This window comes from Bradyrhizobium sp. Arg816, assembly GCF_029989365.1.
Lineage (GTDB): Bacteria > Pseudomonadota > Alphaproteobacteria > Rhizobiales > Xanthobacteraceae > Bradyrhizobium.
The window spans coordinates 48,412-62,874 of record NZ_JAPRAQ010000017.1 but is presented as its reverse complement, the minus strand read 5'-3'; the positions used below and the strand labels follow the sequence as shown (position 1 = coordinate 62,874).

Annotated in this window: 11 protein-coding genes; 10 read left to right on the top strand and 1 reads right to left on the bottom strand. The window is 61.6% G+C overall.

From position 1 onward, the window contains the following. Positions 1 to 161: 161 nt before the first annotated feature. The 7 genes from OWC48_RS31985 to OWC48_RS31955 all read left to right on the top strand — a co-directional run bounded on the left by OWC48_RS31985 (position 162) and on the right by OWC48_RS31955 (position 9,395). A complete protein-coding gene (locus OWC48_RS31985; protein WP_282523550.1) occupies positions 162 to 1,943 on the top strand; it encodes a caspase family protein in 1,782 nt (593 codons plus the stop codon). Between the two features lie 340 nt (positions 1,944 to 2,283). Further along, positions 2,284 to 2,907: a hypothetical protein gene (locus OWC48_RS31980; RefSeq protein ID WP_282523549.1), complete on the top strand. Its 624-nt coding sequence runs from the start codon at positions 2,284 to 2,286 to the stop codon at positions 2,905 to 2,907. A 510-nt stretch (positions 2,908 to 3,417) separates the two neighbouring features. Then, positions 3,418 to 3,894: an SgcJ/EcaC family oxidoreductase gene (locus OWC48_RS31975; protein WP_282523548.1), complete on the top strand. Its 477-nt coding sequence runs from the start codon at positions 3,418 to 3,420 to the stop codon at positions 3,892 to 3,894. Between the two features lie 538 nt (positions 3,895 to 4,432). Next, positions 4,433 to 5,176, top strand: a complete 744-nt coding sequence (locus OWC48_RS31970; protein ID WP_282523547.1) for a methyltransferase domain-containing protein — start codon at positions 4,433 to 4,435, stop codon at positions 5,174 to 5,176. A 348-nt stretch (positions 5,177 to 5,524) separates the two neighbouring features. Beyond that, on the top strand, positions 5,525 to 7,150 hold the full coding sequence (locus tag OWC48_RS31965) for a sugar ABC transporter ATP-binding protein (RefSeq protein WP_404979843.1): 1,626 nt from the start codon (positions 5,525 to 5,527) through the stop codon (positions 7,148 to 7,150). Continuing rightward, on the top strand, positions 7,147 to 8,139 hold the full coding sequence (locus OWC48_RS31960) for an ABC transporter permease (protein ID WP_282523545.1): 993 nt from the start codon (positions 7,147 to 7,149) through the stop codon (positions 8,137 to 8,139). Before OWC48_RS31965 ends, OWC48_RS31960 begins: the two co-directional genes overlap by 4 nt. A 104-nt stretch (positions 8,140 to 8,243) precedes the next feature. Then, positions 8,244 to 9,395: a substrate-binding domain-containing protein gene (locus OWC48_RS31955; protein ID WP_282523544.1), complete on the top strand. Its 1,152-nt coding sequence runs from the start codon at positions 8,244 to 8,246 to the stop codon at positions 9,393 to 9,395. 80 nt (positions 9,396 to 9,475) lie between these two features. Here the strand turns inward: OWC48_RS31955 and OWC48_RS31950 are convergent, their stop codons facing one another. Next, positions 9,476 to 10,270 (bottom strand): DeoR/GlpR family DNA-binding transcription regulator, encoded by a 795-nt coding sequence (locus OWC48_RS31950; protein ID WP_282523543.1) that lies wholly within the window; start codon positions 10,268 to 10,270, stop codon positions 9,476 to 9,478. 229 nt (positions 10,271 to 10,499) lie between these two features. Here OWC48_RS31950 and deoC point away from each other — a divergent pair, with 229 nt between their 5' ends. From deoC to OWC48_RS31935, 3 genes are all read left to right on the top strand, one after another. Continuing rightward, entirely contained in the window at positions 10,500 to 11,528 is a 1,029-nt protein-coding gene (gene deoC / locus OWC48_RS31945) for a deoxyribose-phosphate aldolase (RefSeq protein ID WP_404979842.1), read from the top strand. Between the two features lie 2 nt (positions 11,529 to 11,530). Further along, positions 11,531 to 13,921 carry an aldehyde dehydrogenase family protein gene (locus OWC48_RS31940; RefSeq protein ID WP_282523542.1) on the top strand — a complete coding sequence of 797 codons (2,391 nt, stop codon included), beginning with the start codon at positions 11,531 to 11,533 and terminating at the stop codon, positions 13,919 to 13,921. A gap of 82 nt (positions 13,922 to 14,003) precedes the next feature. Then, the gene (locus tag OWC48_RS31935; RefSeq protein WP_282523541.1) at positions 14,004 to 14,459 is read left to right on the top strand and encodes an RbsD/FucU family protein; all 456 of its coding nucleotides are present in this window, start codon (positions 14,004 to 14,006) and stop codon (positions 14,457 to 14,459) included. The last annotated feature ends 4 nt before the right edge of the window (positions 14,460 to 14,463 follow it).

The following is a 14,463-nucleotide window of genomic DNA, read 5'->3' as shown; positions in this document are numbered from 1 at the left end:
GGAGAGGTCAATTGGCTGGCCACATCTCCGAGCGCGGCCACATCAGCCAGTCCCATGCGGTTCCACATTCCGCGGACCTTCCGGATCGTCGAGTTGTCATTGAACCGATTCTGTCGCGGCGACACGAATCATAAAGCGCATAATTAAACAGTAGTACTGCCATGGATTTGCACGGATTCGTGAATTTGCGCCGAATCTTGTTCCTTCTTCCTGTGCTGCTGCTCTTCTTCTGTCAGCCGGCATCGGCGGGGAATCGCGTCGCACTCGTCATTGGCAATTCTGCCTACAAAAACGCGGCGCCACTTTCGAATCCCGTCAATGACGCTGCGATTGTCGAGGCAACACTAACGAACGCAGGTTTTGACGTTGTGCAAACCCGCCGGGATCTTCAGGCGATCGAGATGCGGCGAACGCTGCGCGATTTTGCCGATCAGGCTCGCGACGCAGATGTGGCCGTCATCTACTACGCCGGTCATGGTATGGAGATCGAAGGTACGAACTATCTGATCCCGGTCGACGCCACCCTCGAGCGCGATACGGATGTGTACGATGAGGCGTTTTCGCTCGATCGCGTCATGCTGGCCATCGAACCGGCAAGGCAGCTGCGACTTGTGATCCTCGATGCTTGCCGCAACAATCCTTTCTCCGAAAAGATGAAACGGACGGTCGGCTCGCGGTCCATCAGCCGGGGCCTTGCCCGAATTGAGCCGGCGACGGCGAATACTCTGGTTGCCTTTGCCGCCAAGGCTGGCTCGACCGCGTCGGACGGCAACAGCAAGAACAGTCCCTACGCTGCCGCATTGGTCAAGTACATCGGGACTCCGGGTCTGGATTTGCGCAGAGTGTTCGGTTTCGTTCGCGACGACGTCATGAAAGCGACGGGCAATCGGCAGGAGCCCTATGTTTACGGCACGCTTGGCGGCGACGATGTGCCGCTGGTGCCCGCCAAGGAAACAGCCAAGGAGCCAACCAAGGAACCAGCCGGAGAACCAGCCAAGGCGGCCGCGAAGGAAGCTGCCCCATCGCCAACGCTGCGATCCGAAATACGGCGCGACTACGAGCTCGCGCTGCAGGTTGGCAACAAGGACGCGCTTAACTTCTTCATCGTCCAGTATCCGGATGGTTACTACGCAAGTCTCGCAAAGCTTCAGCTCGCCAAAATCGATGCGGAGGAGAAGCGTGTTGCTGCGGCCGAAAAGGCGCGTCAAGCCGAGCAGGAGCAGGCGCGGCTCGTCAACGAGGGCGCACAGCAGATGCAACTTGCCAAGGCTGCGTCGGATCTGAAAGCAGCGCAGGAGGCTCGGACCGCCGCCGAGGCCGCCAAGGAAACCGCGCAGCATCAGGCTGCTCAAGCCGAACAAAGGCGTGTCGCGGCTGAAACGGCAGCTGCCGCGAAGAACGCTGCACCATCAGCAACAAGTCAGCCGCAAGAGGCGAAGGCAAACACGGACACAAAAGTGGCAGCGCTCCCCAATCCACAGGCTCCCGCGCCGCCACCTTCGCCAGCCGAGCTGGCAAAATCGGTTCAAACCGAATTGCGTCGGGTCGGCTGCCTGACGGGATCGGCCAGTGGGGAGTGGGATGCGGCGTCGCGGCGCTCGCTTGAACTGTTCAATCAAAGCGCCGGCACCAAGTTCGATACCAAGACCGCGAGCGCCGATGCGCTCGATGCGATCAAGCTCAAGTCGGCGCGGGTTTGTCCTTTGATTTGCGGATCTGGCCTCAAGCGCGACGGCGATCACTGTGTCAAGATTACCTGCGCTGCGGGTTACTCTCTGAATGACAGCAATGAATGCGAGAAGCGCAAGGTCCGTCAGGCCCCGTCCGCAAGAGTTGAACGAAGGGAGAGGGAGGCTGCTCCTGCAAGACCCGCAAGACCCGAGGCCAGCGCAAGCAACAAGCCGGAAGGCGGCGGAATGCCATTCATGTTCTTCCTGCCCTGAAGCATGCCGTTCGAGTCTGCATCGGCCATTCTGAGCGTAAGCCCGGGTCTAGATAAATGTCTCCTTGCGGAGATTTACGGGTCTTCGCGATACATTTTACAGCCGGATTGGCCGACCCGCGCACCAGGGGCACATGCTCGTCTGACCCGATTCCACGTTCAGTCGACGAGGCGGGCGAAACGTGGCTCGTTAGTCGCCGTTGTGGCTAACAAGGGGTCAAACAGACCGCTCACGCGATTGCAGCCGCGAAAGCGCATAGGAACGCGAAGTGCGCATATGTGATTGCCCTCTGGCCGGCAGCTGTTGCCGTAGCTGAGGACCGGACAGCGTCTTTCCGGCTGTGACCATCTTCGAAAGACGGCGCAGAGAGATACGATTGCAATTTCGAACTTCGGAGGAGTTGATGCCCATTCCGTTGAGGATCTACATCACGCCATTTGCCGACAGGGGGGTCGTAGAGCCCGGGCAATGGAGCAGCGACACCGCCAAGAAGGCGCTCGACGTGGTCAATACGATCTGGTCAAAGGCCAAGATCGCGTTCGTGATCAGCGATTGCTTGATGGAGAAGCCGCTCGACATGGCAAAGAGCGCGCGCAGCAATGATCAGCGATTGCTGGGTGTTCTTGCCTCTCGGCACGATCCGGATAATGCCATCCACATCTACCTCGTCAATTCGATTGAAAATCTATCCGCCGGCGGAAGCTCATACCCCAATAGCCAACCCGAGCCAGCAAGCTTCGTCCAGTGGTATGGCAATGACCACGCCAACGGACGCGCCTGGGCTCATGAGCTTGGCCATCTGATGAGCCTCGATCACGTCGAGATCGACTATTCCAATGAGAAGCAGGCTGCGCAACGCGTCAAGAACCTCATGACGATAGGATTGAGCGCCGGCTCCGACTTGACTGGCCAGCAGATCGATGCAGCCAAAGGCTCAAAGCTGGTCAAGCGATTTGGCGGATAAGTCGTCGGCCGACCGCCGAAGTCGCCGTCGTCCTGCAGATCGCGTGTCCGAAGCGGGGGAACGTGCTCTTCGCGTGGCGATCTCCGCCGAATTCAGAAAAACGATTAGCTTGTGGCAATCGCTGTAGTCACGCGCTCCCGGCCCGACGGTCGCGGCGGGAGAACTTACGGCAAATCCCGTCAGGCAGACACATAGCAAGCCGGTAAGAGTACCAGCTCCGTCAGAACTGCTGACGTTGCCATCGGCTTCCGGATTTCAGCTGTTTCTGCACATCTCGACGAGGCGCGCGCGGGAATATTCACGGTCTAGAAAATCAAGAATGGCGGGCAAGATCGAGCCCTCCGTCGTTCTGAACAAGCGTCGCAAGGGCGGTAAGTCGCCACCTGATAAACTAGCTTCACCGGGTGAGTCTTCCGCGCATTTCTGGCATTTCGCGAACCAACGGCATGGGATAACCTCTGTCTGTTTTCCTGACTTCATTTTCTCAATGGCAGACAATAGGAGAGGAAAATGAGCGCGAAATCATTGGTCTTCGCATTGCTTCTCCCGCTTCTAATGTGGGGCTCATCTGCAAGGGCGGATGATCTTCGTACAGCGATGGAAGTTTCCAACCAACAATGGCTGAACGCATTTAACACTCCAAATACCGCGGCATTTCCAGCCATGTACACTGACGATGCTATCTTGGTACCAGGAGGCTCCCCTGTCGCAATTGGGCCTGAGGCAATCAAGCAATTTTGGGAGGGGGCCATCAAAGCGGGCTTCAAGGATCACACCTTCGAGATAATTGAGACCCGCGCCGATGGAAATCTCGCGTACCTCCTGTCGAGTTGGACTGTGAATCAAGTCAAGAGCGGGGGCGAGGTAAGGACGATGAGCGGGCACACGTTGCGCGTCCTGCTTAAACAAGCTGACGGGAACTGGAAGACCAAGGCCCACACCTTTGTTCCGCAGAATCCGCCAGCACCCAAAGAAGCAAAGAACTAGCATCGTTGTAGTAGAAGCCAGCGCCCGTTTACGAAATGAGCAAGCGGGCGCTATTTCCACTTGCGGCGTCGCGAACTCCTCCCGTCTCCCTTGATCGCGCCGCAGCCGCGCCGTGCCAATTGTTTTGCGCGGCTCAACTGACGACAATTCCGGGCCGTATCGTGCGCGTCGGGTCGAACCATCACTTTCGCTGATTTGTTTGCGGCGACTTCCGCTTCTGCCCTTCGCGGACCTAAACCGCGGATCCGTCGATGTCCGCTCACAGTGGCAGAGCAGACCATCTACCATGGACCCGCCGACTTCCGAGTTTGATCCGCAACGGACATTAATGGCTTGACCCAATGCAGATCGATTGGGTTGACAGGATTTGGGGTTGATAGGATTTGCTCTCAGGTGCGATAGGTGGGCGTAAGCGCGAGGCGCACGGATGGAGTTGCCCGCTACACTGAACCTCGTTGACTTGACGGTGGGCGCACATCTAGAGCTCACAAAGCCTGAGCGACTGCGCTTGGACCGGCTGAGAAAGCTTGGTAGGCGCGTGACGGCGCTGGTTTATGCAGCGACGCTACTCGTGGCGTTTGCCGTAACTCGCGCATACGCCGCTGATATAGGTTATCTGGCTCCCCCCGGAGTCGCTGCAAACGAGTTTCCCTCACCACAGCGCCCTGTTGCACGGATCGTCAGCCCGCGCCGCGCCGCCGAAGAGCATCGCGACGCTCTCAATGAGGCCGGCCAGATCGCACGTGTTCTTGAACTGAAACCTGGCATGACAGTCGGCGACATTGGTGCAGGCAGTGGCTACCACACGGTCAGACTCTCGTACCTCGTCGGACCCGCCGGCTCTGTCGTTGCCCAGGACGTCACGCGGGATTACCTCATCGAGCTCGCCAGGCGAACAGAACGTCTGAAGTTGACGAACGTGCAATTCGCCCTCGGCGAACCACACGACCCTCGTCTGCCCGCTTCCTCGCTGGATGCTGCAATCCTCGTGCACATGTATCACGAGATAGCCCAACCCTATGCCTTCCTCTACAATCTCGCGCCCGCCTTGAAGCAGGGCGCGCGGGTCGGAATTGTCGATCTTGAGCTTCCGACGCCGAAGCATGGCACGCCAATTGAGCTCTTGCGCTGCGAATTGACCGCCGTCGGCTATCGCGAGGTCGCCACATACAAGCTCGCAGGGGACGGAGGGTACCTGGCAGTATTCTCTCCGCCGGAGGTAGCGGCTCGAAAATCTCCCCGCGATATCGTTGCTTGTGCGGATCCTGCCGGCACTCGCTGACACCACGCCCGCCGAGAGGGCACTCACTCAAAAGACCCGGGCAAGGTAGAAGCCCTCTATCGCGCTGCGACGAGCGGCTAGATCGCGCTTCTCTTCTTGGCCTTTAGCCGAAGGTCGCTTGATGATCGGGTGCTTGCCGCCAGGACCGAATGGAGCGCGTCGTGAAGCTTTGGTCCGTTCCTGATGTTGAACAGATCCGCGCCGGGAAGCCCGGCTGTCTGTACTGCCGTTCGCAACCGCACAAATCGAGATAGGGCTAGGTTAGATCCGGTCCCGCGACGTGATCCGCCATTGACAGGCCGGCGGAGATGATAGAATTATAACAGGATAAGTTGCAAAAATAACAACATGTCACCATCGTACCAGCGTCTTGCGGGGCGACGGGAGGAAAGTTTGGATCTGTCCGGTTCGGTTGCAGCAGAACCTCGGTCGTCGACCTCGCTTGTGATGGTCAGTGGCATCAACAAGCGCTTCGGCGGCGTGCGAGCGCTGCGTGACGTCAACCTCGAGGTTCGTGCCGGCGAGGTCCATGCGCTACTGGGCGAGAACGGCGCGGGAAAATCTACCCTGATCAAGATTCTCAGTGGTGTTCATGCCCTCGACAGCGGCACGATCGAGATCGTCGGCAGGCCAGTGGAATTCGACAGCCCGGCGAAGTCGCGCGAGGCGGGGATCGCCGTCGTTTATCAGGATCTCAGCCTCGTCGAATCCTTGAGCGTTGCGGACAATCTGTTGCTCGGCCGTGAGCCGCGTGCGCGTTTCGGCTTCGTCCGGCAGCGCGAGCTTATAGCCAAGGCCGAGGCGTTCCTGAACGAGCTCGGCATTCCCCTGGATACGAGAGCGGCTGTCGGCTCGCTGCCTTTCGCCTATCGTCAGATGACGGAGATCGCCAAGGCGCTGATGGGCGAGGTCCGGCTTCTGATCCTCGATGAGCCGACCTCCTCGCTGACATCGGATGAGGTCCGGATCCTGTTCGATGCGATCGGGAAGGCGACGCGCCGCGGAGTCGGCGTGATCTATGTGACCCATCGGCTCAATGAGGTGTTCGAGATCTCGCAGCGCGTCACGGTGCTGCGCGATGGCGCTAACGCAGGCACGTTTGTCACCGCCGAGACCGACATGAAGCGGCTGGTGAACGCGATCGTCGGAACCGATCGATCGGCGCCCACGGGCCCGCGCACCGAACCTGCCGCGAAGCGTGAATTGGATCCGTCGCCGGTTCTGTCGCTGTCCGATGTGTCCAACGACCGGCTTCGCGCCGTCGATCTGTCCGTGCTGAAGGGTGAGATCCACGGCCTCGCCGGATTGATCGGCAGCGGCCGCACGGAGATTTTGGAGACGGTGTTTGGCCTCCGGCCGCTCGACAGCGGCGCAATCCAGATCGAGGGCCGGCGATGGCTGCCGAGAGGGCCTGCCGATGCGATCGAGCAGGGTATCGCGCTGGTGCCGGAAGACCGGCATGTGCAGGGTCTGGTCCTGGACCATTCGATCGAGCGAAACGTCACCTTGCCGCGAATTCCCCATTTCTCGCGCTGGGGCTGGATGCAGCAACGCGCCGCCGCCAGGCGTGCGGAAACCGCGGTCGCCAGGCTTTCGGTGAAAGCGCCGGACGCGTTCAGCCTGGTCAGGACGCTCTCCGGCGGCAACCAGCAGAAGGTCGTATTCGGAAAATGGAATGATCCGCGGCCGCGCGTGCTGCTCCTGGATGAACCGACGGTCGGCGTCGACGTGGGCGCACGCGAGGAAATCTATGCCGTGATCCGGAATGCCGTCCGCGACGGCAGCGGGGTCCTGGTCGTCTCGTCCGATCTCGTCGAATTGATCGAGCTCTGCGACCGCATCTCCGTGATCGTCAACGGGCGTGTGGCTCGTACGCTGTCGCGGGGCGAGATCGATGATGCCGAAGAGCTGCATCATCTCCTCCAGATGTACCAGGCCTCCGGGCCGGGCCACTTGCAAGAGCTTCCCGCATGACCGAACTGACTGCTCCCAACGTGGTCGCCGCGTCGACCCGATCTGATCGCCGCCGCCAGATTCTCCAGAATTTGCTGCGGGGCGAGCGGCCGTACATGCTGTACATCGCCTTCGTGATCCTGCTGGTCGTGTTCAGCCTGTCTTCGCCCTGGTTTCTCTCGGTCGACAATTTCCTGAACATCGGGCGCCAGACCACGCTGGTGTCGATCATCGCAGTCGGCATGACCTTCGTTATCATCGCGCGTCAGATCGATCTGTCGGTTGCCTCGACGCTGGCGCTGTCGGGCATGGCGGCCGCTCTCGCGATGAGCCAGATCAACAACAGCTGGGTCGTGGGTGCCGTGGCTGGGCTCGGCACCGGTGCGCTGGTCGGGCTGCTCAATGGCATCCTGACCACGCAGCTATCGATCCCGTCGTTTCTGGTGACGCTGGGCTCGCTGAGCATGGCGCGGGGACTCGCGATGATGGTGACCAACACCAAGCCGGTGATCATCACCAACGAGACCTATTTCGCGATATTTGGCGAAGGCACGTTCCTCGGTATACCGGTTCCGATCGCCTGGACTTTGGCGGCGATGATCGTCGGCATCCTGCTGCTGCACTATAACGTGTTCGGCCGGCGCATCTATGCGGTCGGCGGCAACCCGACCGCGGCGCTCTATTCCGGCATCAACACCAAACGGATCACGACTGCGGCCTTTGTCCTGACCGGCACGCTGGCCGGATTGGCGGCGCTGGTGCTGTCGGCGCGTTCACATGCCGCGCGGCCGGATGTCGTGCAGGGCATGGAGCTCGACGTCATCGCCGCGGTCATCCTCGGCGGCTGCAGCCTGTTCGGCGGGCGCGGCTACATCCTGGGGACGCTGTTCGGCAGCTTGATCATTGGCACGCTCAACAACGGCCTTGTTCTGCTCGGCGTGAGCTCGCCGATGCAGCTCGTGATCAAGGGCGCGATCATCGTGGCCGCGGTTGCTTTCACGAAACGCTAGTCGAAGTCAGGCGCGGCGCATGAACAACAAGTTCATTGCGTTGCGTGGGTAGGGGCAAGGTCGCTGGCCCTCCGGTGAATCGGCGACCAAAAATGGAGGAAACAATGACACCAATTTTGCGACAAGCCTTGCCTTTGACTGCGTTGGTGGCCGCTGCCGCCCTCTCGACGATCCCGTCGGCTCGCGCCGAGGTGCCCGCGACCTGCGTCAAGGGTGTCGATCTCGTGAAGCTCGGGCCGAAGTCGATCGTCGGCCAGGGACCCCACGGCGAAAAGGCGGCCTCCCCCGAGGTGCTCGCGCTGTCGGAAGCCGACGCCGCCAAGATCAAGGAGAAAAACTTCAAAGTCGGCATCTCCATGCAGACGGTCAACCTCGATTGGTCGCAGCTCCAGATCCAGGGCATCACCGATACGCTGAAGAAGTACGGCGTGACGGTGACGGGCGTCGCGTCCGCCGAATATCAGGTGGACAAGCAGATCGCCGATATCGAGAACACGATCCAGCAGCATCCGGACGGCATCATTTCGATTCCGGTCGATTTCACCGCGACCGCGCCGACCTACAAGAAGATCGCCAAAGCCGGCATCAAGCTCGTGCTGATGGACAGCATCCCGACTGGTCTGAAGCATCCCGAGGAATATGCGACGATGGTCTCGGCCGATAGCCAGGGCAATGGCCAGATCGCGGCACAGATCCTGGCATCCTGCGTGGCGCAGGGTGGCACCATCGGTCTCGTCAATTTCGGCGTCGACTATTTCAGCACCAACGAGCGCACCAAGGGCGTGCGGGAGTGGATGAAGGCAAACCGCCCCGACATCAAGATGAAGCAGGTCGACTTCACCGATCCGCCGAAGGTCTCGCAGATCGCGGGCGACTTCCTGACCGGCAATCCCGACGTCAAGGGACTGTACGCGGTGTGGGATCAACCGGCGCTCGACACGCTGAGCTCGATGCGGGCTCAGGGCATCGATATTCCCATGACGACGGTCGACCTCGGTCTGCAATCGGCGATCGAGATTGCCAAGGGCGGGCCGCTCAAGGCGACCGGCTCGCAGCGTCCCTACGACCAGGGCGTCGCCGAGGCGATGGCGATGATGAACGCGCTGCTGGGTAAGGAAACGCCTGGCTGGATCGGTGTGCAGTCGCTGCCGGTGACGCAGTCGAATGTGCTGGAGTCCTACAAGACCGTATTCAAGAAGGACCCGCCGGCCGAGCTGACGGATGCCTGCAACAAGGCGAAGCCCGCCTGCAACTAGCCTGCAACAGCGATGCGCGATCCACCGAGACCGCGCATCGTTCAGGAGGCCTGATCCGGGCGAACCAGCCCCCGTCCGGATCAGGCTGTGCTGGTGACGTATTCGACGGGAAGACTGCGGAAGTGCTTGCGCGTGTCTGCCGGCACGGAGCCACCGACGATGATCCGCGAGAATGAGCCGACGTCGGAGAAGAACGCCGGCTTGAGGCTGCCGAGCTTGCTGGCGTCGACCACGAGGATGCTCTCCATCGCGGTAGCGATGACGGCCTGCTTGATGGCGACTTCGTGAAAGTTCGAGCAGCTGGCGCCGCGGGTCCAGTGCAGGCCGCCGGCCGAGATGAAAGCCTTGTTGACCCCGAGCCGTCGCAGGTAGGACAGGCCGTCATCCGACGAGAACGACTGCGAGGACGGATGGTAGAGCCCGCCCATCAACATCACCTGCGTCGCTGGCCGGTGGGTGACGATCGAGGCGACGTTCAGCGAATAGCAGATCACCGAAAGAGGCATGTCCTCAGGCAGACAATCCGCCAGCGACTGCATCGTGGTGCCGCAGTCGATGAAGATGGTGTCACCTTCCTTGATCGAGGCGGCTGCGGATCGGCAAGCGAGGCGCTTGCCCTGCGTGTGCTGGTCGATTTCCTGCTCGAATGTGTACTTGATCCCGGTCGGCGACGCCGCGTTGACGACGTAGCCGCCGAGCAGGGCGAGCGCCGCCTCGGGCCCGGCAAGATCGCGCCTGACCGTCATCTCCGACACCTTCAGCAGCTCTGCGGCGTCCTTCAGATGCAGTGCGCCGCTCGTCTCGACGGCGCGTCGCAGCCGTTGCAGCCGTTGGACGCGGGTCTCGCTGGGGCGTGCGGTCGGTGTTTCACTCATTTTCGTCACCGAGCTTGCTTATCCGGTTGACAATGATCTTACAATGATGTGAGTTTAGCAACGTCATTTTGTTACAATAATAACATCTGATCCGAAGAGCGTTTCGCTGTCAGCTTCGGCAGGCAGCAGAAGCTCCAGCGGGCAAGGGATGGGAGGATCGCATGTTGCAATCGGCACATTCAGTCTATCTGCCGTTTCTGCCGATTCGCTAGCATCGCACGGCGGACCGATGGCGCAGGGCGTCTTGATATCAAATCCATCCGCGGTGCCGGTGCAGCCGCATGCACGGGATCACAATCATCCGCATCCGATCGTGCGCAACAGCGGCCGCGCGCTCGAGATGGACTGGGTCGATGAGATCCGGATCAATCTGTCCGCCGCCGAGCGACGTGTTGCGAGCCTGCCGGGCCGACGCACCGTCAAGAAGGACGCGCAGGCGGCGTGGTTACTCAAGGCAATCACCTGCATCGACCTGACGACGCTCAACGGCGACGATACGGCCGAACGGGTGAAGCGCCTTTGTGCCAAGGCGAGGGCGCCATTACGGAGCGACCTCCTCGAAGCGCTCGGCTTTGCCGGTCGCGGGCTGCACACGGGCGCGATCTGCGTCTATCACCGTTTCGTCGCAACCGCGGTCGAGGCGCTCGATGGGTATGACATTCCAGTTGCTGCGGTTTCGACTGGATTTCCTGCGGGTCTCGTGCCGCACGATCTGAAACTCAAGGAGATCGAGGCGTCCGTCAGGGACGGTGCGCAGGAGATCGACATCGTCATCACGCGTGAGCATGTGCTGACCGGAGACTGGCGCGCTCTCTACGCCGAGGTCCGGGATTTCCGCGCAGCCTGCGGCGATGCGCATCTGAAGACGATCCTCGCAACCGGCGACCTCAAAACGCTGCGCAACGTCGCCAAGGCTTCGATGGTCTGCATGATGGCCGGCGCGGACTTCATCAAGACCTCCACCGGCAAGGAAGGCGTCAATGCCACGCTGCCGGTGACGCTGGCGATGCTGCGCATGATCAGGGTCTATGAAGAGCGGACCGGCTTCAAGATCGGCTTCAAGCCGGCCGGCGGAATCTCGACGGCGAAGGATGTGCTCAACTACCAGTTCCTGATGAAGGAGGAGTTGGGACGCGATTGGCTCGAGCCGGATCTGTTCCGCGTCGGCGCCTCGAGCCTGCTCGCCGACATCGAGCGTCAGCTTGAGCATCACGTCACCGGCCGCTATTCGGCCTTCAACCGTCATCCCGTGGGCTGAGCATGAGTATCGCACATTACTATGAGACCATGGATTATGGTCCCGCTCCCGAGGCGGACGGCGAGGCGCGCGCCTGGCTGAAGCGGCACGACGCGACGTTTGGGCATTTCATTGCCGGTAAATTCGTCGCGCCGGATTCGGGCAAGCATCTGACGACGATCGAGCCGGCCACCGGAAAGACGCTGGCCAAGATCGCGCAGGGCATCGCAGCGGATGTCGAGGCTGCCGTCGGCGCCGCGCGATCGGCGCAGTCGTCATGGGCAAAGCTCGGTGGTCACGGTCGTGCCCGTCATCTCTATGCGCTCGCGCGCATGCTGCAACGTCATGCTCGTCTGTTCGCGGTGCTGGAAGCGATCGACAATGGCAAGCCGATCAGGGAAACCCGCGATCTCGATGTGCCGCTCGCTGCGCGCCACTTCCTGTATCACGCCGGCTGGGCGCAATTGCAGGAGCGCGAATTCGTCGACCATGTCCCGGTCGGCGTGATCGGCCAGATCATCCCCTGGAACTTTCCGCTGCTGATGCTGGCCTGGAAGATCGCGCCCGCGCTGGCGACCGGCAACACCGTGGTGCTGAAGCCCGCGGAATTCACCTCGCTCACCGCGCTGCTGTTCGCCGAGCTCGCGGCGGAAGCCGGCCTGCCGCCCGGTGTGTTGAATGTGGTGACGGGTGATGGTGCTGCCGGCGCGTTGCTGGTCGAAAATCCCGGTGTCGACAAGATTGCCTTCACGGGGTCGACTGAGGTCGGGCGGTTGATCCGTCAGTCGACCGCAGGCAGCGGGAAGTCGCTGACGCTCGAGCTCGGCGGCAAGTCGCCGTTCATCGTGTTCGACGACGCCGACATCGATGGCGCCGTGGAAGGCGTGGTCGATGCGATCTGGTTCAACCAGGGCCAGGTCTGTTGTGCCGGATCGCGGCTTCTGCTGCAGGAAGGGATCGCAGAGACATTCCGCAAGCGTCTCATCCGCCGCATGGAGACGCTGCGCGTGGGTCCGCCGCTCGACAAGGCGATCGACATGGGAGCGGTTGTCGCACCGGTGCAGCTCGAGCGGATCAAGGCGCTGGTCGAAACCGGCGTCAAGGAGGGCGCTGAGAAGTATCAGGCGCCGGGGCCGATCCCCGCTGAGGGATGTTTCTATCCCCCGACCTTGCTTTGGAACGTACATCCGTCATCGACCGTGGCGATCGAGGAGATCTTTGGCCCGGTGCTGGTCGCGATGACGTTCCGCACGCCGGACGAGGCGGTGATGCTCGCCAACAACACGCGCTATGGCCTTGCCGCCAGCGTGTGGAGCGAGACCATCGGGCTGGCGCTCGATATCGCGCCGAAGCTTCAGGCCGGCGTGGTCTGGGTCAATGCGACCAATTTGTTCGATGCCAGCGTCGGCTTCGGCGGCTATCGCGAGTCCGGCTTCGGTCGCGAGGGCGGCCGGGAAGGTCTCTACGAATATCTCAAGCCGAAAGCCTGGAGCGGGCGGAAGGCGCGGGCGAAGGTGCCGCCGCCATCCCCGGCGGCCTCTAACGACGGCGCCGGATTTGGCACGCCGTCGATCGACCGAACCGCCAAACTGTTCGTCGGCGGCAAGCAGGTTCGTCCCGACGGAAATTATTCGCGCGCGGTGCTGTCGCCGAAGGGGAAGCACCTTGGCGAAGCCGGCGAGGGCAATCGCAAGGATATCCGTAACGCGGTGGCCGCCGCGCGCTCGGCCGAGGGTTGGGCGCGGGCTACGACGCATAATCGCGCCCAAATCCTCTATTACCTTGCCGAGAATCTGTCCGCGCGTGGCGACGAGTTCGCCCGGCGCATCGGTGATATGACCGGCGTTTCGCCCGCCAAGGCGCGCGCGGAGGTCGAGGCGGGTATCGAACGGCTGTTCAGCTATGGGGCCTGGGCCGACAAATACGAGGGGACGATCCATGCACCGCCGTTGCGCGGCGTGGCGCTTGCCATGCACGAGCCGATCGGCGTGGTCGGGGTGGCCTGTCCGGACGAGGCCCCGTTGCTGGGCTTCATCAGCCTGGTGGCACCGTTGATTGCGATGGGCAACCGCGTCGTCGCCGTCCCAAGCGAGCGGCATCCGCTTGCAGCGACCGATTTCCATCAGGTGCTGGAGACGTCGGATGTGCCGGCAGGCGTCGTCAATATCGTCACCGGCGAGCACGATGCGCTCATAAAGGTCCTTGCCGAGCATGACGACGTCGATGCGCTCTGGGTGTTCGGTTCGCAGGAGGCTTCGACGGCCGCGGAGCGACTGTCGGTCGGCAACCTCAAGCGCACGCTGGTCGACCACGGGCTGGCGCTCGATTGGTACGACCGGGTGGCGAGCGAAGGTCCGATCCTGCTCCGCCACGCGGTGCAGGTGAAGAACATCTGGATTCCCTACGGGGACTAAAGACGTCACCTTGCGGTGATACGGGTTGGCATCCGGACCATCAGAGTCCGGGCGATTTTTGAAGACAAGGGAGGGACGCAACATGCTCAAGGGCATCAATCCACTGCTCAATGCCGACGTGCTCTATGCCTTGCGCGCAATGGGGCACGGAGACCGCCTCGTGGTGTGCGACACCAATTTCCCTGCCGATTCGATCGCGCGCCAGACCGTGTTCGGCGAGCTGCTTCGCATCGACAACGTCAGTACGGCAAAGGCGATCGAAGCCATCCTCTCGGTGCTGCCGCTCGATACGTTCGTCGAGGATGCCGCGATCCGCATGGAGATTGTTGGCCAGCCCCAGGAGGTGCCGCCCGTGCAGCGCGAGGTGCAGGCCGCGATCGACCGCGCCGAGGGACGCTCCTGGCCGCTGGTCGGAGTCGAGCGCCATGCCTTCTATGAAAAGGCCAAGACGGCCTACTGCGTGATCGCCACGGGAGAGCGGCGCTTCTACGGCTGCTTCCTGTTTTCCAAGGGCGTCATCGCGCCGGACGGAGAGTGACGAC